This is a genomic window from Micromonospora sp. CNZ285 (assembly GCF_004637285.1).
Genome location: NZ_SPQD01000001.1, coordinates 6,134,904 through 6,155,818, shown reverse-complemented (window position 1 = coordinate 6,155,818; position 20,915 = coordinate 6,134,904). Strand labels below are relative to the sequence as shown.

Sequence of the window (20,915 nt, the reverse complement as noted above, 5' to 3'; positions counted from 1 at the left end):
GGCATCGGCCCGGCCGCCGGGACTCCCCGGCGACCGGACCGCACGCTCAGCTCAGACCACCGAACAGGGTGGTCACCGAGCCGTCGTCGAAGACCTCCCGGATCGCCCGCGCCAGCAGCGGGGCGATCGACAGTACGGTCAGCTTGTCCAGCTGCTTCTCCGACGGCAGCGGCAGCGTGTTCGTCACCACGACCTCGCTGATCGGGCTGTTCTTCAGCCGCTCCGTCGCCGGGTCGGACAGCAGCGCGTGGGTCGAGGCGACCACGATCTCCGCCGCGCCCTGCTCCTTGAGGATGTCCGCCGCCTTGGTGATCGTGCCACCGGTGTCGATCATGTCGTCCACGATCAGGCACACCCGGCCCTCGACCTCACCGACCACCCGGTTCGCCACCACCTGGTTCGGCTTGAGCGGATCGCGGGTCTTGTGGATGAACGCCAGCGGGCAGCCACCCAGCCGGTCGGTCCAGCGCTCGGCCACGCGTACCCGGCCCGAGTCCGGCGCCACCACGGTCATCGGCCGGCCCGCGTACTTGTGCTCCACGTACTCGGCCAGCACGTCCATCGCGAACAGGTGGTCCACCGGGCCGTCGAAGAAGCCCTGGATCTGCGCGGTGTGCAGGTCCACGGTCAGGATCCGGTTCGCGCCCGCGGTCTTCAGCAGGTCCGCGATCAGCCGCGCCGAGATCGGCTCCCGGCCGCGGTGCTTCTTGTCCTGCCGCGAGTACGGGTAGAACGGCAGTACCACGGTGATCCGCTTGGCCGAGCCGCGCTTCAGCGCGTCGACCATGATCAGGGTCTCCATGACCCAGGTGTTCACGCCGTGCGTCACGGACTGCACCACGAAGGCGTCCGAACCACGGACCGAATCCTTGTACCGTACGAAGATCTCGCCGTTGGCGAAGTCGTACGCGTCGGCCGGCGTCGGCGCGACGCCGAGCACCTCACCGATCTCCTTGGCCAGCTCCGGAAAACCCCTCCCGGAGAAGAGCATCAGGCTCTTGCGGTTTTCGGCGACGATGCTGCCCATGGGCCCGTCTGCTCCCGTATGTCGGTGGTGCCCGGCGGCGGTGGGGCCGGGGACTGTTCGGTTGCAGTATGCCCCCGGTTCAGCGATCCACCCACGGCCCGCCGATCCCCGTGGATTCAGTCACCTTCGCTTGCGGCGCCGCCCGTGTCCGGCGCACCCTCACCGGCCCGCCGCGCCGCCTCCGCGGCGTCCGTACCGGCCCGCTTGCGCAGCACCCAGCCCTCCACGTTGCGCTGCTGACCACGCGCCACCGCCATCGCGCCGGGCGGCACGTCCCCGGTGATCACCGAACCCGCAGCGGTGTACGCGCCGTCGCCCACCCGCACCGGCGCCACGAACATGTTGTCCGCCCCGGTACGGGCGTGACTGCCGATGGTGGTGTGGTGCTTGCGTACCCCGTCGTAGTTGACGAAGACGGTGGCCGCGCCGATGTTGCTGTGGTCGCCGATCGTCGCGTCGCCCACGTACGACAGGTGCGGCACCTTCGAGCCGTCACCGATCGACGCCTTCTTGGTCTCCACGAACGTGCCGACCTTCGCCTTGCGGCCCAGCCGCGACTCCGGACGCAGGTACGCGTACGGGCCGACGCTCGCCTGCGGGCCCACCTCGGCGCCGAGCGCGTGGCTGCGCACGATGCTCGCGCCCGCGCCCACCACCGTGTCCACGAGCGTGGTGTCCGGGCCGACGAGCGCGCCCTCGCCGACCACCGTGGCGCCCTGGAGCTGCGTGTTCTGGTCGATCACCGCGTCCCGCTCGACGGTCACCGTCACGTCGATCCAGGTGGTGTGCGGGTCGAGGATGCTGACCCCGGTACGCATCCAGCCCTCGTTGACCCGGTCCCGCAGCAGGCGGCGCAGCGCGGCCAGCTCGACCCGGTCGTTGCAGCCGAGCGTCTCCACGTGGTCGGTGGCGCAGTGCACCGCCACCGGCTCACCGGCGTCGCGCAGCAGCGCGAAGACGTCGGTCAGGTACTCCTCGCCCTGGTCGTTGTCGGTGGAGAGCTTGCCCAGCGCCTCCCGCAGCCGGGCCGCGTCGAACGCGTAGATGCCCGCGTTGATCTCCCGCAGCGCGCGCTGCTGGGGGGTGGCGTCGCGCTCCTCGACGATCTGCTCCAGGTGCCCCTGCGCGTCCCGCACGATCCGGCCCAGGCCGGTCGGGTCCGGCACCTCGGCGGCCAGCACGGTCGCCGCCGCGGCGGCGTCCTCGTGCGCCTCGACGAGCGCCTGGACCGTCTCCGGCCGCAGCAGCGGCACGTCGCCGTTGATCACCACCACGGTGCCGGTCGCGTCCGGCACCGCGTCCAGCGCGATGCGGACCGCGTGCCCGGTGCCGAGCTGGCGCTCCTGGAGCACCGGCGTGGCACCCGGGGCGACCTCGGTCAGGTGCTCCCGGACCTGGTCGGCGCCGTGGCCGACCACGACCACGGTGCGGTCCGCGCCGAGCGGACCGGCCGCGGCGAGGACGTGACCGAGCAGGGTACGGCCGAGCAGCGGGTGCAGCACCTTGGGCAGGGACGACTTCATCCGCTTGCCCTCACCGGCGGCGAGCACGACAACGGTGCGGAGGTGGGGCTGGGACACGACGTGGCTCCCGTCGGGACGGCGACAGTCTCGCGGTCATGCTAACCAGACCAGCGGGCAGGTTGCCGCGTACCCCAAGAAGGGCACCTATACCTGGAACTGCTCGGCCGCCAGGATTCGAACCTGAAACACAAGAACCAAAATCTTGGGTGTTGCCAGTTACACCACGGCCGAAGGGACCCAGACAGCTTAGCGGGTGTCGTCCGCCTCGGGAGGTCTCGGACCGGGGGTGGACGCCGCGACCATGCCCTCCACCACGCCGGTCAGCCACAGGTACAGGTCGCGCGACCGCGGCACTCTCACGACGAGACACCCCCGGTAGTCCGCCCCGACATTGGTCCGCGTGGTCCGGGGATGGTGCCTCTTCACCGTCGGCCGCTGGAAGCTACCGAAGTCCACGCCCAGCTCAGCCGCCCACCATCGACCAGCCGCCTCGGCGTCCGCGTTCTCGTGGATCGCCACGCGATATCTCAACGCATGGCGGCTGCGCCCGGTCGTCTCGATGAAGCGGACGAACAGTTCCACCAGGCGGATGTCGCTGTTGGTGAACGTCAGGTCGTATCGGAGGTTGCCCGGTTTGCTCTTCGTGCCCTCGCACATGTAGAGCACCGCACCGACGAGCCGCAGTTCCCGCGACGCGAGCACCCCTACCCACCCGGCGGCGGCGTCGGAGGAGGCGTCGAGGGGAATGTGCCCCACCCAGCGATAGGCGGTCGACGTGGCGACGCCGAGCCGCTCCGCGATCTCGTTCACCGTGCAGCCCTCGTCGCGCAGCCGATGTGCCGCGCCCCTCAGCGTCGCGCCCCGGCCGCGGCCACCGGCGGCATCCGGCTCGTCACTCATCTCGCGCCTGCTCCACCGCGTGCCCGACCCCGGCCATCACACCCTCGATGCACCAGTAGAGCCACCGGCTGCGAGGAACGGTGATCACCAGACAGCAGTGGTAGTCCGCGCCGTTGTTCCGCCGCACCGTCGCCGGATTGTGCCGCTTGAGGGTCGCCCGGCCGAACCGTTCCGGCGGAAGGGCCAGCCGGTCCACCCACCACCGTTGCGCCGCTGCGACATCGGCGGACTCGTGGATCAGAAGCCGATAGGCAGGCACGTCGCGTTCGATCCCACAGCAGGCCAGGAACGCGAGGAACAGAGCGAGCAGCCGGGGATCGCTGTTGACGAACTCCAACCGGCTCTGGGGCCGCCAGGGCTTGGATTGGCTCCCTCACACCAGTAGATCGCCGCGCCCAGCATCAACAGATCCCGCTCGCCGAGACCACCGACCACACCGGCGGCGCGGCCATGCTCCGCGGCCTGCTCCGCGTCGCGTGCCTCCCGGTACGCGGTCGACTTCGCCACCCCGAGCTGCGCCGCGATCTGGTTGACCGACCGGCCCGCCGCGCGCAGCCGCAGGGCCTCGGCACGGGTGTCGTCCCCGGGCGCGCGGCCGGCGGGTCCACTCGGGCGGCGGGATACCGCGAAGCAGCGCGTACACCCGGTCGCGGCCGATGCCCAGGCGGGCCCGGATCTCGGCGACGGAGAGCTGCTCGTCCACGCGCAGGCGCCGCGCCTCGGCGGCGAGTGGGTCGGTCACCGGCGGAGATTAGAACGGGCGTACGACAGTGGCCGGTCTGACCGCGAGCGTCGCGCCTGGCAGGATGGACGGGTGACCGACGTTTCCGGCAGCGACCGCGCCCGGCGGCGGCCCGTGCCGGCGGCGAAGCCCTCCCGGGTACGGATGTCCGCGACGCAGCGACGCGAGCAGTTGATCTCGATCGCCCGGCAGATCTTCGCCGAGAAGGGCTTCGACGCGACCTCGATCGAGGAGGTGGCGGCGCGCGCCAAGGTCTCCAAGCCGGTGGTCTACGAGCACTTCGGCGGCAAGGAGGGGCTCTACGCGGTGGTGGTGGACCGGGAGGTCCGCGCCCTGCTGGACCGGATCACCACGGCGTTGACAGCGGGCAACCCGCGGGAGCTGCTGGAGCAGGCCGCGCTGACGCTCCTGACCTACATCGAGGAGGAGACCAGCGGGTTCCGGGTGCTGGTCCGGGAGTCGCCGCTGATGTCCGCGACGGGCAACTTCAGCAGCGTGATGAACGACGTGGCGCACCAGGTGGAGCACATCCTGGCGGGTGAGTTCTCCATCCGGGGGTACGACCCGAAGCTGGCGGAGCTCTACTCGCAGGCGCTGGTGGGCATGGTGGCGCTGACCGGCCGCTGGTGGCTGGAGGTGCGCAAGCCGCGCAAGGAGACGGTGGCGGCTCACCTGGTGAACCTGGCCTGGAACGGGTTGTCGCACCTGGAGTCGAAACCCGGGCCGATCCCCCGGGGCTGACGCCGCGTCAGCGCAACAGCCGCGTCAGCGCTCGCCGATCGGGTGGTACCGGCGCTGCCGTTCCTCCTCGGCGTGCTCGGCGGTGCCGACCTTGTCGTAGAGGCCGGTGGCGAGCAGGACCAGCCCGAACAGCAGCGACACGATGACCGTCGACATGGAGAAGTTCAGGAAGTTCGCCGGGGTCTGCAGCACCGACATCATCAGGATGCCGGTGACCAGGAAGACCACGCCGGCGGTGAGGTTCATGTAGTGGCCGAGGTTGTCGCGGCGGGACGCCCCGATCAGCAGGACCGCGCCGAAGACCACGGAGACCAGCGAGAAGGCCAGGTTGGTGCGCAGGCCGAGCGCCCAGTCGCTGTCCCGGCCGAACAGTCCTTCGCCCCAGGTCTGGAAGACGCCGAAGACGCCGAAGACCAGGATGTAGAGGCCGATGAGCCCGGACAGCACCCGGTAGAGCGGCCGCGCGGGGTGGTTCACCGGGAAGTGCGCCATGATGCCCTCCAGCCGTGTGACTGATTCGGGGCAATTGTCGCTTGGGTTGTCCGCTCGCGTCCGGAAAACGCCGAAGGCCCGGCGCAGCGCGCCGGGCCTTCGGGTACGAGACGGGGTCAGAGCACCAGGCGGGCCTTCTGCCAGGCCTCGTGCTCGTCGTCGGAGCCGACCTTGCCGTACATGCCGACCATGAGGAGCACCAGCGACAGGGTCAGGACCACGACGTCGGTCATGATCGAGAAGTTGAAGATGTTGGCGTCGGTCTGCAGGAACGCCAGCGCGGCCAGGCCGATCACCATCAGCGTGTAGGCCAGCCACTGGTTGATCGCCACGTCGAGGTTGCGGCCGATCGCGGTGCCGGCCAGGATCACGACGCCGACCAGCACCGACAGCAGCGAGAACGCCATGTTGGTGCCCTGGCCGAGGACCTTGGTGTCGTCCTGGGCGAGGAAGTCGTTGCCGGCGCTGGCGATGATGCCGAGGCCGCCGAAGACGACGAAGTACAGACCAACGATCCCGCCGATCGCCCGGTAGATCGGCCGCGCGGGGTGGTTGACGGGGGTGTGGGCCATCTCTGCGTCTCCAAAAGACCGTTCGGACGAGGGTTCCACCGGTGATTGTCCCGTACGCCGGTCAGTGACGCCGCACACCCCCCACCCCGGCGGCAGGTCAGCCGGCCGGAAGCTCCTCGGCGAGAGCCAGCCAGGTCTCCTCGGTGCGGTCCCGCTCGGCCCGTACCTCCTTGAGCTGGGCGTCCAGCTCGGCGACCCGGGCGTAGTCGGTGGCGTTCGCGGCGAGCTGCTCGTGCAGGCCCGCCTCCTTCTGTTCCAGCTTGGCGATCTGCCGTTCCAGCCGGTTGAGTTCCTTCTTCGCGACGCGTACCTCGGCGGCGGACATGCCCTCGCGCGCCGGCGCCGCCGTGGCCGGGGTGAGGTCGGCGGGCGCCGGGCCGCCGGCCGCGGCGGCGCGCGCGAGGTATTCGTCGACGCCGCCGGGCAGGTGCACCAGCCGGCCGTCACCGAACATGCCGTACGCGACGTCGGTGACCCGCTCGATCAGGTAGCGGTCGTGGCTGGCCACCACGATCGTGCCGGGCCACGAGTCGAGCAGGTCCTCCAGCGCGGCGAGCGTGTCGGTGTCCAGGTCGTTGGTGGGCTCGTCGAGCAGCAGCACGTTGGGTTCCCCGGCGAGCAGCCGCAGCATCTGCAGGCGGCGGCGCTCGCCGCCGGACAGGTCGCTCACCGGGGTCCAGAGCCGCCGGTCGTCGAAGCCGAAGATCTCGGCGAGCTGGGCGGCGCTGATCTCCCGGTCGCCGAACTGCACGCGCCGGGCCACCTCCTCGACGGCTTCCAGCACGCGCAGGTGGCCGGGGAGTTCGGCGAGTTCCTGGGACAGGAAAGCCGGCCGGACGGTCTGCCCGGCGGCGAAGCGCCCGCCGTCTGGGCCGGTCACCCCGGCGAGCATCCGCAGCAGCGTGGTCTTGCCGGCGCCGTTGCGGCCGAGGATCGCGACCCGGTCGCCGGGCCCGACCTGCCAGGTGGTGTCGTGCAGGATCTCCTTCGGGCCGGCGTGCAGCCGGACGTGTTCGAGGTCGTACACCTGCTTGCCGAGCCGGGCGGTGGCGAGCCGTTGCAGCGACATGGTGTCGCGGGGTTCCGGCACGTCGGCGATGAGCGCGTTCGCGGCGTCGATGCGGAACTTGGGCTTGGAGGTGCGGGCCGGTGCGCCGCGGCGCAGCCAGGCGATCTCCTTGCGGAGCAGGTTCTGGCGGCGGGCCTCGGTGGCGGCGGCGACGCGCTGCCGTTCGACGCGGGCGAGCGTCCACGCGGCGAAGCCGCCCTCGTACGCCCGGACGGTCTGGTCGGCGACCTCCCAGGTGCTGGTGCAGACGGCGTCGAGGAACCAGCGGTCGTGGGTGACCACGACGAGCGCGCCCTTGCGGGTGACGAGGTGCCGGGCGAGCCAGTCGACGCCGCCGACGTCGAGGTGGTTGGTGGGCTCGTCGAGGACGAGCAGGTCGGCGTCGCGGACCAGCAGCGCGGCGAGCGCGACGCGGCGGCGTTCCCCGCCGGACATCGGGCCGACCGGCGTGTCCAGGCCGAGGTGGGGCATGCCGAGGCCGTCGAGGATGGCGCGCACCCCCGCGTCGCCGGCCCACTCGTGCTCGGCGCCCATGCTCTCGCCGAGCCAGGCGGTGCCGAGCACGACGTCCCGCACGGTCAGGTCGGGGGCCAGGTCGAGGCGCTGCGGCAGCCAGGCCACCCGCAGGTCGCGGCGGTGCGTGACGCGGCCGTCGTCGGGTTCCTCGGTGCGGGTGAGCAGCCGCAGCAGCGTCGACTTGCCGGCGCCGTTGAGGCCGACCACACCGACCCGGTCGGCGTCGTCGAGGCCGAGCGAGACGTCGGTGAGCAGCGGCCCCGCGGCGCCGTACCCCTTGGACACCCGGTCCAGGTTGACGATGTTGGCCACTGACCCACCCTTCACGACTCAGGCGTCCCGGGGGCCCGGGACGCCTGAGTCAAGGGTACGGGGGCGTCAGACCACGCGGGCGCCGGCGACCGGGCCGTGCGCGACGCGCGCCTCACGGCACACCCCGGCGGCGGTGATCTCGGCGGCGATCCGGACCGCGTCGGCCTCGCCGGTGGCGAGGAAGACGCAGGTGGGACCGGAGCCGGAGACGATGCCGGCGAGCGCGCCCGCGGCCTCGCCGGCCTTGAGCGTCTCGGCCAGCGACGGGCGCATGGTCAGCGCGGCGTCCTGGAGGTCGTTGCCGAGCGTGGCGGCGAGCACCCGCGGGTCGCGCTGGCGCAGCGCGGCGAGCAGCGCGTCGGTGCTGCCCAGCGGCGTGCCGGCGGCTCCGGCGTCACGCAGCCGGTCCAGTTCCCGGTACGCGGCCGGGGTGGACAGGCCGGCGTCGGCGATCGCCACCACCCAGTGCCAGGAGGTGGGGCGGGCCAGCACCGGGCTGACCGCCTCGCCCCGGCCGGTGCCGAGCGCGGTGCCGCCGTGGATCAGGAACGGCACGTCGGAGCCGAGGTCGGCGGCGATGCCGGCGAGTTCGTCGCGGGACAGCCCGGTGCCCCAGAGCGTGTCGCAGGCGACCAGTGCGGCGGCGGCGTCGGCGCTGCCACCGGCCAGTCCGCCGGCGAGCGGGATCTGCTTGCGCAGGTGCAGCCGGGCGTGCGGGGCGACGCCCGCGTAACCGGCGAGCGCGTGCGCGGCGCGCAGCGCCAGGTTGGTGTCGTCCAGCGCCAGCTCGCCGGCGCCCTCGCCCTCCATGGTGAGGGTGAGCGTGTCGCCGCGACGGGCGGTCAGCTCGTCGTAGATGGAGATCGCGTGGTAGACGGTGTTCAGCTCGTGGTAGCCGTCACGCCGCAGCGGTCCGACCCCGAGGTGCAGGTTGACCTTGGCGGGCACCCGCACCTTCACCGGGCCGCCGGCCCCGCGCCGCTGCCCGTCCTCGTCCCCCGGTCGCCATGCCTCGGTCACCGGGTGGACTCCACCGGACGTGGGCGGATGTCGAACGGCTTCGGCACGGTCAGCTCCTCGGCGAGGGGTCGGGCAACGGCGCCAGCCTACTGCTCGGCGCCGGGGGCGTCCGGGGCCGACGCGGCGATGGCGGCGAACTGCTCGACGGTGAGCGATTCGCCCCGGGCGGACGGGTCCACGCCGGCGGCGGTGAGCGCGGCGGCGGCCCGGTCGGCGCCGCCGGCCCAGCCGGCCAGGGCGGCGCGCAGCGTCTTGCGGCGCTGCGCGAACGCGGCGTCGACGACGGCGAAGACGGCCTTCCGGGGTACGTCCGTCCGGGGCGGCTCACGCCTGGTGAAGGCGACCAGGCCGGAGTCGACGTTGGGCACCGGCCAGAACACGTTCGGCGGGACCTTGCCGGCGGCGCGGGAGCGGGCGTACCAGGCGAGTTTGACCGACGGGATGCCGTACACCTTGGAGCCGGGGCTGGCGACGAGCCGGTCGGCGACCTCCTTCTGCACCATCACCAGGCCGTGGCGCAGCGTGGGCAGCTCGGCGAGCAGGTGCAGCACGACCGGCACGGCCACGTTGTAGGGCAGGTTCGCCACCAGCGCGGTGGGCGCCGGGCCGGCAAGGTCGGCGGCGGTGACCCGCAGCGCGTCGGCCGGGTGGACGGTGAGCCGCTCGGCGGCCGTGCCGGCGAAGCGGGCGGCGGTCTCCGGCAGCGCGGCGGCGAGCGCCGGGTCGAGTTCCACAGCGTGCACGTGCGCGGCGACCGGGAGCAGGGCGAGCGTGAGCGAGCCGAGCCCGGGGCCGACCTCCAGCGCCACGTCGTCGGGGGTCAGCCCGGCGGTGGTGACGATCCGGCGCACGGTGTTTGGGTCGTGCACGAAGTTCTGGCCGAGCTTCTTGGTCGGCGTGACGCCGAGGCGCGCGGCGAGTTCCCGGATCTCCGCCGGGCCGAGGAGTCCGGTCACGCCGGGCATCCTCTCACCACGGCCCGAACGCGCGGTCGCCGGTCGCGGAGAGGGCGGCGCAGAGGGCGTCCAGGTCGGTGCCGGTGGTCTCGGCGAGGAAGCGGACCGTCAGCGGGATCAGGTACGACGCGTTGGGCCGTCCCCGGTACGGCATCGGGGTCAGGTAGGGCGCGTCGGTCTCCACGAGCATCTGCTCCGGCGGGGTGACGGCGGCGGCCTCGCGCAGCGCGGCGGCGCTGCCGAACGTGACGGTGCCGGCGAAGCTGAGCAGGAAGCCGCGCCGGACGCACTCGCGGGCGAAGTCGGCGTCGCCGGAGAAGCAGTGCATGACCACGGTGTCCGGGGCGCCCTCGTCGTCGACGATGCGCAGCACGTCGGCGTGCGCGTCCCGGTCGTGGATGACCAGCGCCTTGCCGTGCCGTTTGGCGATGGCGATGTGTGCCCGGAAGCTCTCCTCCTGCGCGGCCCGCCCCTCGTCGCCGGTACGGAAGAAGTCCATTCCGGTCTCGCCGACGCCTCGGACGCGGTCCCGCCCGGCGAGCGTCTCGATCTCGCGCAGCGCCTCGTCCAGGTCGGCCAGCCGGGGCGCCTCGTTCGGGTGCAGCGCGACTGTGGCGAGCACCGGGGCGTACTTGTCGGCGACGTCGGCGCTCCACCGGGACGAGTCGACGTCCACCCCGACCTGGACGAGCCGGTCCACGCCGGCCCGGGCGGCGACGCCGATCGCGGCGGCCAGCGGGTCGTCGCCGGGGGCACCGCCGGGAGGTGTGCCGAACTCGCCGACGGTGATGTCGAGGTGGGTGTGGCTGTCCGGCACGGGTACGGGCAGCGGCTCGGGGGCGGGCGGGAACTCCCCGGCCCGGCGGGCGGCGCGCTGCTTGCGGGTCTCGGTCTGCTCGGTCATCGCGGCCAGCATCACACACCGGCCCGGGGCGGCGTTCCCGGACCGCCACCGGCTGTTCACGTGCCCCACATCTGGCGGGCTTAGCGTCCTGGAGTGACCGTCACCGACCAGGCCGGCGGGCCCGCCTCCGACCGGGCCGGGTTGCGCGTGACGTACGGCGGCCGGGTGCATCCGGCGGAGGAGCTCGCCCGGGGCGCGGCGTACGAGTTGTTCAGCGCCGACGAGGCGCCCGGGTTCGAGTGGTGTCCCCGGCCCGGCACCGGCTATCCGTGGCGGCGGTTCGTGCACGCGACCGAGGTGGACGCGGTGCACGGGGGCGCGGGGTCGGCGGACGACACGGACGCGCCGCTGCTGATGCCGGTGCACCGGGACCGGGGCTGGGCGTACCTGCACCAGCTCAGCCAGCAGCCGGGCGCGGCGGCCGATCCGACGCTCGCCGCGGTACGGGCGTCGGCGGTGATCCGGCCCGGTACCCGGATGGTGAAGGTGCTCTCCGCCCGGCAGCTCGCCGGCTACGTGCGGGGCGTGCTGCCGCACGGCTTCTGCTACCGGGAGCACGACGTGGCGCACCTGCGGACACCGGCGGGGATGGCGGTGCTGCGGGGCGACTCCGAGGGCGGCGACGTGGCGTACGCGCTGCGCTGGCGGGCCGCCGACCCGGCCGACTACGACGTGCCGGTGGGCGCGGCGCACCGGGGGCTCATGGCCTTGCCGCCCCGGGACCGGCTGGGGCCGCCGGTGCTGGGTACCGGGTTCGTGCCGAGCAGCGCGCAGCTCGTACCGGAGTTCGTCACCCGGGACTTCGCCGACCTGCCGATGCCGGCGAACGCCACGCTGCTGGCATACCCGGCCGAGGGGGTGGAGGTGGTGCTCTACACCTACCAGGCGGAACAGCGGGGCTGGCTGCGCCTGGCCGGTCCGCAGTGGCGGCACCTGCTCGCCGCGGTGCCCGGTCTCTCCGCCGACCAGGAGTACGTGCCGACCGGTGAGGCGCTGCGCTCCACCCGGCTCGTCGGCACGTACGCGGGTTCGGAGTACGAGGCGGTGGCCGACCAGCCGGGCGGGTTCCGGGTGCTGGCGATGACCCGGGCGGCCCGGTACCCGGTGGACGCGCCGGCCCGCCGGATACGCACGGCGGCCTGGCGCGGGGCGCAGTGCCTGGTGCTGCGGGAGGAGGGCGGCTGGCTGCGGTTGCGGCTGCGCCGCCCGGATCCGGACGGGCTGGCCGCGACCGGCGCGCAGTGTCTGGAACGCGGCGTGTACGAGGTCTGGGCGCCGGGCGCCGAGCTGACCGACGACCGGGTGGTGGATCTGCCCTATCCGGCCCGCCACGAATAGACGAGGGCAGGTCGGGAAGGCGTGGGGGGTCCGAGAACCCGCGCGAGGGGGAATCCCGACATGCCTTTCGTCACCGTCGGTACGGAGAACTCCGCACCCATCGACCTGTACTACGAGGATCACGGTTCCGGTCAGCCGATCGTGCTGATCCACGGTTTCCCGTTCAACGGGGCGACCTGGGAGAAGGTGAGCGGCAACCTGCTGAACGCCGGATACCGGGTGATCACGTACGACCGGCGTGGGTTCGGTAACTCCGCCCAGCCGGCCATGGGCTACGACTACGACACGTTCGCCGCCGACCTGGACGTGCTGATGACCGAGCTGGACCTGCGCAACGCGATCCTGGTCGGGCACTCCATGGGCACCGGTGAGGTGACCCGCTACCTGGGCGCGTACGGGTCGGACCGGGTGGACCGGGCGGTGTTGATCTCGCCGTTGGCGCCGTACCTGTTGAAGACCGCCGACGACCCGCAGGGCGTGGAGAAGAGCGTGTTCGACGGCTTCCAGCAGGCCATCCTGGCGGACCGGTTCGCCTACCTGACCGCGTTCTGCGACGCGTTCTTCGACTCCGGCGGGAAGCGGGACCGGGCGGTCAGCAACGAGGCGTACCACGCCCACTGGCAGATCGGCACGCAGGCGTCGGCGAAGGGCACCCACGACTCGGTGGACGCCTGGCTCACCGACTTCCGCCCCGACCTGCCGAACATCGACGTGCCGGTGCTGATCATCCAGGGCACCAAGGACGCGGTGCTGCCGTTCGCCGCGACCGGCCAGCGGCTGGTGGACATGCTGCCCGACGCCCGGCTGGTCACGCTGCCGGACGCCCCGCACGGCCTTCCGTGGACCCACGCGGGCGAGGTCAACAAGGCGGTGATGGAGTTCATCGGCAAGCCGAGCATGGCCCGCGCCTGACCGGCGCGGACGACCGCGGCCCGGGAAGAGATCCCCGGGCCGCGGTTCACGCGCGTGTTCAGCCGGCCAGGCGGGCCAGCTCCTCCTCGACGATGGAGGGGTCGAGCTTGCGGAACACCGGCTTCGGCGCCGCGAGCGGCCGGCCCACTTCCAGGGGTACGGACTCCCAGCGCGCCCCGACCGTGTAGTCACCGGTCAGCACCGGGTACGCCGGCCCGCCGTCGAGGTCGTCGACCTCCTCGATGACCGGCATCGGCGCGTGCACGCCGGTGCCGCCGAGCAGCTCGTGGATCTTCTGGGCGGAGTGCGGCAGGAACGGGGTGAGCAGCGTGTTGGCGTCGCTGACCACCTGGAGCGCGACGTGCAGGACGGTGCCCATGCGGGGCTTGTCGTCCTCGCCCTTGAGCTTCCACGGCGCCTGCTCGGAGAGGTACTTGTTGGCCTCGGCGACGACCTTCATGGCCTCGCCGATGGCCTGCTTCTGCCGGTGCCGGGCGATCAGGTCGCCGACCACGCCGAAGCCGGCCTTCGCGGTGTCCAGCAGCGCCTGGTCGGCCTCGGTGAGCCCGGCCGGGTCGACCGGCGGGATGGCGCCGAAGTTCTTCGCCGCCATCGACACCGACCGGTTGACCAGGTTGCCCCAGCCGGCGACCAGTTCGTCGTTGTTGCGGCGCAGGAACTCGGCCCAGGTGAAGTCGGTGTCGTTGCTCTCCGGGCCGGCCACCGCGATGAAGTAGCGCAGCGCGTCGGCGTCGTAGCGCTCCAGGAAGTCCCGGACGTAGATGACCACCTTGCGGGAGGAGGAGAACTTCCGTCCCTCCATGGTCAGGTACTCGCTGGACACGACCTCGGTGGGCAGGTTGAGCCGGCCCAGCTCGCCCGGCTCGCCGTCGCGGGCGCCCTCACCGGAGTAGCCGCCGAGCAGCGCCGGCCAGATCACCGAGTGGAAGACGATGTTGTCCTTGCCCATGAAGTAGTAGGAGCGGGCGTCCTTCCCCTCCCCGTCCGCCGACCACCACTTGCGCCAGGCCTCCGGGTCGCCGGTGCGGCGGGCCCACTCGATGGACGCGGACAGGTAGCCGATGACCGCATCGAACCAGACGTAGATCCGCTTGTCCGGGCGATCGCGCCAGTCGTCGAGCGGGATCGGCACGCCCCACTCCAGGTCGCGGGTGATGGCCCGGGGCTGGAGGTCGTCGAGCAGGTTGCGGGAGAACCGCAGCACGTTCGGGCGCCAGCCGTCGCGGGTGTCCAGCCACTGCCGCAGCGCCTCGGCCAGGGCGGGCAGGTCGAGGAAGAAGTGCTCGGTCTCGACGAACTCCGGCGTCTCCCCGTTGATCTTCGACTTGGGGTCGATCAGGTCGATCGGGTCGAGCTGGTTGCCGCAGTTGTCGCACTGATCGCCGCGCGCGCTGTCGTAGCCGCAGATCGGGCAGGTGCCCTCGATGTAGCGGTCGGGCAGCGTCCGGCCGGTGGACGGGGAGATCGCGCCGGTGGTGACCTTCGGGACGATGTAGCCGTTGCGGTACAGACCGGTGAACAGCTCCTGCACCACCGCGTAGTGGTTGCGCGTGGTGGTGCGGGTGAACAGGTCGTACGACAGGCCCAGCGCCCGCAGGTCCTCGGCGATCACCCGGTTGTAGCGGTCGGCCAGCTCGCGCGGGGTGACCCCCTCGGCGTCGGCCTGCACCTGGATCGGGGTGCCGTGTTCGTCGGTGCCGGAGACCATGAGCACGTCGTGACCGGCCATCCGCATGTACCGGGCGAAGACGTCGGAGGGAACGCCGAATCCGGATACGTGGCCGATGTGGCGCGGGCCGTTGGCGTAGGGCCAGGCGACCGCGGCGAGAACGTGACTCATGAGCAGCAAGCCTAGTGATTGACGTGGGTGCGCCGCGAACCAATGGGGTGCGCGCTCCGACCGTACGTCCGATTTGTCGCCGACACGCGGCGTGAGCTGCCCGACAAGCCCGACGTACCGGTGTGAAATGAACATCGTGACCAGCAGACCAGCGGCGCCCGAGCCGTCGGCCGCCGCCACCCGGCGTGCGGCGCGGCCCGCGCCGCCCGGCGGGCCCGTCGCCCCGCAGCCACGGCTCGACCCGGCGGACCCGCCGGTGGAGGTGGAGCCGACCACCGGAGCGCCGGTGGACGCGGTGCCGAACCGCGTGCCGGTACGCCAGCCGCGCTGGCAGCGGGAGTCCGCCTCGTCCGGCGGCTGGGCGCCGATCGAGGAGGTGCACTGGGACGGCACGCCGCTGCGTGACGAGCCGCGCCCGCGTCCCGCCCGGCACCCGGCGCGGCGGGAACGCGCCCGCCCGGTCGCGCCGCCGAGCCCGCCCGCCGGGCTGGCCGTACTGCTGGCGCTGAGCCTGCTCGCCGCGTTCTTCGCCTGGGTGAGCGCCGGGCCGTTCTGGCTGGCGGTGGGGCACTCGACCGGCGGCACCGTGATGATCACGCAGTGCGCGGGCGGCGGGCTCACCCAGCGCTGCCGGGGCATCTTCTCCGCCGACGGCGACCGGTTCCAGGCCCACGGGGTACGGGTCAGCGGCGTACCGGCCGGGCGCACCGACACCGGCAGCTCGCTGCGGGCGCGGATGACCGGGCCGGACGGGTCCACCGCCTACGCGGACACCGGGGTGGGACGGCACCTGCGCTGGCTGCTGGGGCTGGCCCTGGTGGCCGGCTGCGCCGCCGGGATCGCCAGATGGACCGGGGCGACCCGGCTCGCGGACGAACGGCAGCGGCGCTGGGCGGTCGGCCTGGCGCTGGCCGGGCCGGCGTTGATCACCGTCGGCTTCCTGGCCGCCGCCTGGTGAGGCGCCGGCGCCTCAGCTGTGCACTACCGCGTACACCTCGCGCCGCCGCAGCCCGTACGCGGTGGCGACCTCGGTGATCGCGTCCCGGCGGGACAGCCCGGCCGCCTCGCGCTCGGCCACCGCGGCGCGCAGCGTCTCGTCGTCCGGCCGGACCGCGGGCGTGGCCGGTGCGCCCGCCACGACGAGCGTGATCTCGCCCCGCGGGTCACCCTCGGCGGCCCACTCGGCCAGCTCGCCGAGCGGCCGGCGGACCACCTCCTCGTAGGTCTTGGTCAGCTCGCGGCACAGCGCGGCGGGCCGGTCCCGGCCGAACGCCTCGGCCAGGTCGGCGAGCGCGCCCGCGATGCGGTGCGGCGCCTCGAAGAACACAAGCGTGCGGTCCTCGGCGGCGAGCGCGCGCAGCCGGGAGCGGCGGGCCCCGGGGGTACGCGGCAGGAAACCCTCGAAGCAGAACCTGTCGCAGGGCAGCCCGGACAGCGCCAGCGCGGTGGTCACGGCGCTCGGCCCGGGCGCGGCGGTGACCGGCACTCCGGCGTCCAGCGCGGCCCGGACCAGCCGGTAGCCGGGGTCGGAGACGCTCGGCATGCCGCCGTCGGTGACCAGCGCGACCGTGTAGCCGGCGGTGAGCACCTCGGCCAGTTCGGGGGTACGCCGCTCCTCGTTGCCCTCGAAGTACGAGACGATCCGGCCGGGCACCGTCACGTCCAGGTCGCGGGCCAGCCGGGTGAGCCGCCGGGTGTCCTCGGCGGCGACCACGTCGGCGGCGGCCAGCACCTCGCGGAACCGGGCGGACGCGTCGGCCGGGTTGCCGAGCGGCGCGCCGAGCAACACGAGCCGCCCTACCTCGGACATTTCCCCCACGGCGTGCGCTCCCTCATCGACGGTCGTACCAATTTCGGAGACGACGGACGCCACCGGGCACCCTCGCAGCCTACGATCGCCGGGTGACGAGTGCGTCGACAGCACAGAGCGCGAGCCCGGACCCTTCCACCACCGACCGGGGCGACGGCGCCGGGCGCGGGCTTCCCGCCGCCGTGCGGCGCCGGCTCGCCACCGTCGATGATCGCATCGGCCGGGGTCAGGCGTGGCTGGCGACCGCCGTGGTGGTGGGCGTCGCGGCGATCCTGCGCTTCGTGGGGCTCAGTTTCCCTCCCGGGAAGATCTTCGACGAGACCTACTACGCCAAGGACGCGTACGGGCTGATCGACCGCGGCTTCGAGTGGAACTACAAGGACAACGGCCCCTCGTACGTGGTGCATCCACCGCTGGGCAAGTGGATGATCGGCATCGGCGAGTGGGCCTTCGGCTACCAGGACGCGGACAGCGGCGTCTCGGTGCCGGGCCACCTGATCACCACCTCGCCGGAGTTCGGCTGGCGGTTCGGCGCGGCGGTGGCGGGCACCCTGTCGGTGCTGCTGCTGGTCCGCATCGGGCGGCGGATGTTCCGCTCCACGGTGCTCGGCTGCGCGGCCGGTCTGCTGCTCGCGCTCGACGGCTACCACCTGGTGCTGTCCCGCACGGCCATCCTCGACATCTTCCTGCTGCTGTTCGTGCTCGCCGCGTTCGGCGCGCTGGTGCTCGACCGGGACGCCCGGCGGCGGCGCTGGGCGCGGGCGCTGGAGGGCGGGCTCGACCCGACGCAGCCGGGCCGGGCCGGCCGGCCGTCGTCGGGCTGGCGGGACTGGCCGTGGTGGCGGCTGGCGGCAGGCGTGCTGCTCGGCTGCGCCTGCTCGGTGAAGTGGAGCGCGCTCTACTTCGTACCGGCGTTCGCGTTGCTGGTGCTGCTCTGGGAGGTGGGCGTCCGCCGCTCGTCCGGGGTGCGCCGGCCGTGGCGCGACGCCGTGCTCGACGAGCTGCCGTGGCTGCTCGCCGCCGGTGTGCTGATGGTCGTGACCTACGTGGCGACCTGGTCGGGCTGGCTGCTCGGGCAGGAGGGCTACTACCGCCTGGCGGAGCGCTACCCGAACAACCCGGAGCTGAGCGACACCCCGTTCATCGGGGCGCTGATCAACCTGTGGGAGTACCACAAGGCCGCGTACGGCTTCCACACCCAGCTCGACGACCCGCACAAGTACCAGTCCTGGCCCTGGCAGTGGCTGCTGCTCGGCCGCCCGGTGGCGTTCCACTGGTCCGGGGACGGCAGTTGCGGCGCGCCGAGCTGCGCCTCGGAGGTGCTGCTGCTGGGCACGCCGCTGCTGTGGTGGTCGTTCCTGCCGGCGATCGCCGCGACCGCCTGGCTCGGCCTGGCCCGGCGCGACTGGCGGGCGGGCGCGATCCTGCTCAGCGCCGCGGCCGGCCTGCTGCCGTGGTTCTGGTTCGCCCTCGACGGCCGGACGATGTTCTCCTTCTACGCCGCCCCGGCGGTGCCGTTCCTGGTGCTCGCGGTGGTCTACGTGCTCGGCGCGATCGCCACCCCCGCGCCGGTGTCGAACACGGCCGCGCCACCGGACCCGCAACAGGTCCACGACAGGCGGCTGGTGGGCGGGATCATCGCGGGCGCGTACGTGTTGCTCGTGGCGCTCTGTTTCGCCTACTTCTACCCGATCTTCGTGGGCCGGGTGCTGCCGTACGCGGACTGGTCGGCCCGGATGTGGCTGGACGGCCGCTGGATCTGAGGCGGGGTGCCGGGCGCCGCTCACCGGGCGGCGCCGGGTGCCTGCGCGGCGCCCGACACAGCGCGGCGCCTGACACGAAAAAGCGCGCCCCGATCGCCTGCCACGGGGGAAGCGGGCGATTGGGGCGCGCAAGACAGAGCTTAACCACACTCCGGCAACGGCACAACGGGTGCGGGCCGGTCAGATTTCCGACGAGTGCACCACCGGCCGAAAGGTTTACATGGTGCAGCTAACGGTGGGTGGCCGAGCGCGACCGTGACGGCCCCGGCGGACGCCGGAGACGGGCCTCCGGCGGGCACCCGCGACCCGGATGATCTTCCAAAGTGGATCTCACTACACTTCGCCCGGTGATCAACAAGAGACGATCGACGGCCGTCCTCATCGGACTGCTGGCGGCGGCCGCGATGATCGGGCCGAGCCCCGCCGGGGCCGACGACGAGACCACCGAACCCGTCGCCGAACCACCCAAGGTCGAGCTGGTCCTCGACGTCAGCGGATCGATGCGGGCCCGCGACATCGACGGCCGCAGCCGGATCTCCGTCGCCCAGCAGGCGTTCAACGAGGTGGTCGACGCCCTGCCGGACGAGACACAGCTCGGCATCCGGGTGCTCGGCGCCACCTACCGGGGCAAGGACAAGAAGCAGGGCTGCCTGGACACCCAGCAGATCGTGCCGGTCGGCCCGGTGGACCGCACCCAGGCCAAGGCCGCCGTCGCCGGGCTGCGCCCGACCGGCTTCACCCCGGTCGGGCTGGCACTGCGCTCCGCCGCGCAGGACCTGGGCACCGGCAGCACCGCCCGCCGGATCGTGCTGATCACCGACGGTGAGGACACCTGCGCGCCGCCCGACCCGTGCGAGGTGGCCCGCGAGCTGGCCGCCCAGGGCACCCGCCTGGTGGTCGACACGCTCGGCCTCGCGCCGGACGAGAAGGTACGCAAGCAGTTGCTCTGCATCGCCGGCGCGACCGGCGGCACCTACACCGCGGCGCAGAGCGCCGACGAGCTGACCGGCCGGATCAAGCAACTGGTCGACCGCGCCCGGGACACGTACACGGCCGCCCCCGCGGTGGTCGGCGGCGGCACGGCCTGCGAGGGCGCGCCGCTGCTCGCCCCCGGCGTCTACAGCGACCGGGAGGCGTTCTCCGAGCACCGCTGGTACCGGGTGCCGGTGCGCCCCGGTCAGGAGCTGCGCGCCTCGGTCAGCGTGGCGCTGGACCGCCCGGTCAACCCGGACTACGGCGTGCTGCTGCGCGCCACCGCTCCGGACGGGCGGGAACTGGTCCGGGGCGTCGACGCCGGCAGCGGGCGTACCGACGTGGTCTCCGCCGGGCTGCGCTGGTCGGCCGCCGAAGAGGAGGAGGACGGTCCGAGCCCGGAGCCGAGCGCCGGCGCGGAGCAGCCCGTACGGACCGTCTGCCTGGTGGTCAGCAACTCGTTCGCGGCCAAGCCCGGCACCCAGGCCCGTCCCGGCATGCCGGTCGAGCTGACAGTGGACGTGGTGGCCGCCTCCCCCGCGCCGGACGGACCGGACCTCGGCCGCGGCTGGGTGCTGCTGCTCCTGCTCACGCTGGCCGGACTGCTCACCGGGCTGGTCGCCGGGCTGCTCACCCGCTGGTGGGTGCACACGTGGAGGGTGAACTGAGCATGCGTACGCTGATCCGCGCCGCGGCGGCGACCACCGCCGTCGGCCTCGCCCTCATCCCGGCGGCGGCCCTGGCCGCGCCCAGCCCGTCACCGGGCGCGACCACGGTGACGAAGGCCGGCACCTCGTTCCTCACCGCCACCACAGTCACCGCCGGCCAGCCGGTGCAGGTGGGCGCGTCGACAGGCGACCACCTGTACTGGTCGTTCCGCGCCGACGCCGGGCAGGTGCACGAGATCACCGCCACCGTCACGTTCCCGAAGTCACGCAGCGGCGCGTCCACCTGGACCGTCGACGTCTTCGACGGGCTGCGCCGCCGGCAGGCGTGCACCGCGGGCGCGCAGACCCCGACCGCCGGCGCGTCGGCGACGAGCGTCGCGCTCGGCTGCACGCTGCGCCGGGTACGGCCGTGGGCCGAACCCTGGTCGGGCGACCCGCTGCCCGGCACCTACTACATCCGGCTCTCCGTCACCGACCTGCCCGAGCCGGACCTCGGTCTGCCGATCGAGGTGGAGATGCTCGTCGGCGCGACCGACGAGGGTGGCGCGTCCGGCGACGACGGCGAACTGGCCGCGCCACTGGTGCCGAACACCAAGGCCGGCACGGTGCTCAGCACCGAGCCGACGCCCGAGCCGGTGGCCGAGGAGGAGACCGACCTGACCGGGTGGCTTCCCGAGGCCGGATCGCGCTGGGTGTGGACCACTGTGGGCGGCGTGCTCGCCGCCGTGGCCGGCGTGGTCGGCTTCGGGCTCACCCGGCGGCCCCGCCGCCCCTGAGACCGCAGCCGGTGGCCGCCGCGAACCCGACGCGGCGGCCA

Annotated in this window: 19 protein-coding genes, 1 tRNA gene and 1 pseudogene; 7 read left to right on the top strand and 14 right to left on the bottom strand. The window is 73.0% G+C overall.

Annotated elements, in window-relative coordinates; translation table 11 throughout:
- Positions 1 to 46: 46 nt before the first annotated feature.
- From CLT75_RS28525 to CLT75_RS33510, 6 genes and pseudogenes are all read right to left on the bottom strand, one after another.
- Entirely contained in the window at positions 47 to 1,027 is a 981-nt protein-coding gene (locus CLT75_RS28525; protein ID WP_013283956.1) for a ribose-phosphate diphosphokinase, read from the bottom strand.
- Between the two features lie 56 nt (positions 1,028 to 1,083).
- Positions 1,084 to 2,607, bottom strand: a pseudogene (gene glmU / locus CLT75_RS28520) (bifunctional UDP-N-acetylglucosamine diphosphorylase/glucosamine-1-phosphate N-acetyltransferase GlmU); the annotation flags it as partial.
- 102 nt (positions 2,608 to 2,709) lie between these two features.
- A tRNA-Gln gene (locus tag CLT75_RS28515) sits at positions 2,710 to 2,781 on the bottom strand.
- A gap of 15 nt (positions 2,782 to 2,796) precedes the next feature.
- Positions 2,797 to 3,450, bottom strand: coding sequence for a hypothetical protein (locus tag CLT75_RS28510; RefSeq protein WP_135243249.1), 654 nt, complete (start codon positions 3,448 to 3,450; stop codon positions 2,797 to 2,799).
- Complete coding sequence (locus tag CLT75_RS33515; RefSeq protein ID WP_486485293.1) at positions 3,443 to 3,787, bottom strand: hypothetical protein; 345 nt, start codon at positions 3,785 to 3,787, stop codon at positions 3,443 to 3,445. The genes CLT75_RS28510 and CLT75_RS33515 overlap by 8 nt, the downstream gene beginning before the upstream one ends.
- Positions 3,688 to 4,005, bottom strand: a complete 318-nt coding sequence (locus CLT75_RS33510; protein WP_486485373.1) for a hypothetical protein — start codon at positions 4,003 to 4,005, stop codon at positions 3,688 to 3,690. The genes CLT75_RS33515 and CLT75_RS33510 overlap by 100 nt, the downstream gene beginning before the upstream one ends.
- A 259-nt stretch (positions 4,006 to 4,264) precedes the next feature.
- Between CLT75_RS33510 and CLT75_RS28500 the strand changes: the two genes are divergently transcribed.
- Positions 4,265 to 4,933, top strand: a complete 669-nt coding sequence (locus CLT75_RS28500) for a TetR/AcrR family transcriptional regulator (protein ID WP_013473950.1) — start codon at positions 4,265 to 4,267, stop codon at positions 4,931 to 4,933.
- A gap of 24 nt (positions 4,934 to 4,957) precedes the next feature.
- On the opposite strand, the gene CLT75_RS28495 is transcribed toward CLT75_RS28500, so the two are convergent.
- The 6 genes from CLT75_RS28495 to CLT75_RS28470 all read right to left on the bottom strand — a co-directional run bounded on the left by CLT75_RS28495 (position 4,958) and on the right by CLT75_RS28470 (position 10,786).
- Entirely contained in the window at positions 4,958 to 5,425 is a 468-nt protein-coding gene (locus tag CLT75_RS28495; protein WP_013283951.1) for a DUF4383 domain-containing protein, read from the bottom strand.
- A gap of 116 nt (positions 5,426 to 5,541) precedes the next feature.
- Positions 5,542 to 5,997, bottom strand: coding sequence for a DUF4383 domain-containing protein (locus CLT75_RS28490; RefSeq protein WP_135243248.1), 456 nt, complete (start codon positions 5,995 to 5,997; stop codon positions 5,542 to 5,544).
- A 97-nt stretch (positions 5,998 to 6,094) separates the two neighbouring features.
- Positions 6,095 to 7,894, bottom strand: a complete 1,800-nt coding sequence (locus CLT75_RS28485; RefSeq protein WP_135243247.1) for an ABC-F family ATP-binding cassette domain-containing protein — start codon at positions 7,892 to 7,894, stop codon at positions 6,095 to 6,097.
- Between the two features lie 66 nt (positions 7,895 to 7,960).
- Positions 7,961 to 8,914: a 4-(cytidine 5'-diphospho)-2-C-methyl-D-erythritol kinase gene (locus tag CLT75_RS28480; RefSeq protein WP_013473948.1), complete on the bottom strand. Its 954-nt coding sequence runs from the start codon at positions 8,912 to 8,914 to the stop codon at positions 7,961 to 7,963.
- Between the two features lie 86 nt (positions 8,915 to 9,000).
- Complete coding sequence (gene rsmA, locus CLT75_RS28475) at positions 9,001 to 9,870, bottom strand: 16S rRNA (adenine(1518)-N(6)/adenine(1519)-N(6))-dimethyltransferase RsmA (protein WP_135243246.1); 870 nt, start codon at positions 9,868 to 9,870, stop codon at positions 9,001 to 9,003.
- 13 nt (positions 9,871 to 9,883) lie between these two features.
- Complete coding sequence (locus CLT75_RS28470; RefSeq protein WP_135244173.1) at positions 9,884 to 10,786, bottom strand: TatD family hydrolase; 903 nt, start codon at positions 10,784 to 10,786, stop codon at positions 9,884 to 9,886.
- Between the two features lie 81 nt (positions 10,787 to 10,867).
- Here CLT75_RS28470 and CLT75_RS28465 point away from each other — a divergent pair, with 81 nt between their 5' ends.
- Both CLT75_RS28465 and CLT75_RS28460 read left to right on the top strand, forming a co-directional pair.
- Positions 10,868 to 12,112, top strand: coding sequence for a hypothetical protein (locus CLT75_RS28465; protein ID WP_135243245.1), 1,245 nt, complete (start codon positions 10,868 to 10,870; stop codon positions 12,110 to 12,112).
- Positions 12,113 to 12,172: 60 nt separating this feature from the next.
- Positions 12,173 to 13,024, top strand: a complete 852-nt coding sequence (locus CLT75_RS28460; protein ID WP_135243244.1) for an alpha/beta fold hydrolase — start codon at positions 12,173 to 12,175, stop codon at positions 13,022 to 13,024.
- A gap of 58 nt (positions 13,025 to 13,082) precedes the next feature.
- Here CLT75_RS28460 and metG read toward each other — a convergent pair whose 3' ends face one another.
- Positions 13,083 to 14,885, bottom strand: a complete 1,803-nt coding sequence (gene metG, locus CLT75_RS28455; protein ID WP_135243243.1) for a methionine--tRNA ligase — start codon at positions 14,883 to 14,885, stop codon at positions 13,083 to 13,085.
- A 127-nt stretch (positions 14,886 to 15,012) separates the two neighbouring features.
- On the opposite strand from metG, the gene CLT75_RS28450 reads away from it, so the two are divergent.
- Positions 15,013 to 15,843, top strand: a complete 831-nt coding sequence (locus CLT75_RS28450) for a hypothetical protein (protein ID WP_486485292.1) — start codon at positions 15,013 to 15,015, stop codon at positions 15,841 to 15,843.
- Positions 15,844 to 15,855: 12 nt separating this feature from the next.
- Here CLT75_RS28450 and rsmI read toward each other — a convergent pair whose 3' ends face one another.
- Positions 15,856 to 16,695 (bottom strand): 16S rRNA (cytidine(1402)-2'-O)-methyltransferase, encoded by an 840-nt coding sequence (rsmI, locus tag CLT75_RS28445; protein ID WP_221488155.1) that lies wholly within the window; start codon positions 16,693 to 16,695, stop codon positions 15,856 to 15,858.
- A gap of 92 nt (positions 16,696 to 16,787) precedes the next feature.
- Here rsmI and CLT75_RS28440 point away from each other — a divergent pair, with 92 nt between their 5' ends.
- The 3 genes from CLT75_RS28440 (at position 16,788) to CLT75_RS28430 (ending at position 20,874) form a co-directional block, all read left to right on the top strand.
- Positions 16,788 to 18,458, top strand: a complete 1,671-nt coding sequence (locus CLT75_RS28440) for a phospholipid carrier-dependent glycosyltransferase (protein ID WP_135243241.1) — start codon at positions 16,788 to 16,790, stop codon at positions 18,456 to 18,458.
- 347 nt (positions 18,459 to 18,805) lie between these two features.
- Positions 18,806 to 20,098: a VWA domain-containing protein gene (locus CLT75_RS28435; protein ID WP_135243240.1), complete on the top strand. Its 1,293-nt coding sequence runs from the start codon at positions 18,806 to 18,808 to the stop codon at positions 20,096 to 20,098.
- A gap of 2 nt (positions 20,099 to 20,100) precedes the next feature.
- Positions 20,101 to 20,874, top strand: coding sequence for a peptidase (locus CLT75_RS28430; protein WP_135243239.1), 774 nt, complete (start codon positions 20,101 to 20,103; stop codon positions 20,872 to 20,874).
- Positions 20,875 to 20,915: the final 41 nt, after the last annotated feature.

Excerpts from the sequence above, each read along its gene's own strand:
- CLT75_RS28450 (WP_486485292.1), top strand. The coding sequence starts at position 15,013 with ATGAACATCGTGACCAGCAGACCAGCGGCGCCCGAGCCGTCGGCCGCC.
- metG (WP_135243243.1), bottom strand. The coding sequence starts at position 14,885 with ATGAGTCACGTTCTCGCCGCGGTCGCCTGGCCCTACGCCAACGGCCCG.
- CLT75_RS28495 (WP_013283951.1), bottom strand. The coding sequence starts at position 5,425 with ATGGCGCACTTCCCGGTGAACCACCCCGCGCGGCCGCTCTACCGGGTG.
- CLT75_RS28510 (WP_135243249.1), bottom strand. The coding sequence starts at position 3,450 with ATGAGTGACGAGCCGGATGCCGCCGGTGGCCGCGGCCGGGGCGCGACG.
- rsmI (WP_221488155.1), bottom strand. The coding sequence starts at position 16,695 with ATGTCCGAGGTAGGGCGGCTCGTGTTGCTCGGCGCGCCGCTCGGCAAC.
- CLT75_RS28470 (WP_135244173.1), bottom strand. The coding sequence starts at position 10,786 with ATGCTGGCCGCGATGACCGAGCAGACCGAGACCCGCAAGCAGCGCGCC.
- CLT75_RS28430 (WP_135243239.1), top strand. The coding sequence starts at position 20,101 with ATGCGTACGCTGATCCGCGCCGCGGCGGCGACCACCGCCGTCGGCCTC.
- CLT75_RS28490 (WP_135243248.1), bottom strand. The coding sequence starts at position 5,997 with ATGGCCCACACCCCCGTCAACCACCCCGCGCGGCCGATCTACCGGGCG.
- CLT75_RS28525 (WP_013283956.1), bottom strand. The coding sequence starts at position 1,027 with ATGGGCAGCATCGTCGCCGAAAACCGCAAGAGCCTGATGCTCTTCTCC.
- CLT75_RS28460 (WP_135243244.1), top strand. The coding sequence starts at position 12,173 with ATGCCTTTCGTCACCGTCGGTACGGAGAACTCCGCACCCATCGACCTG.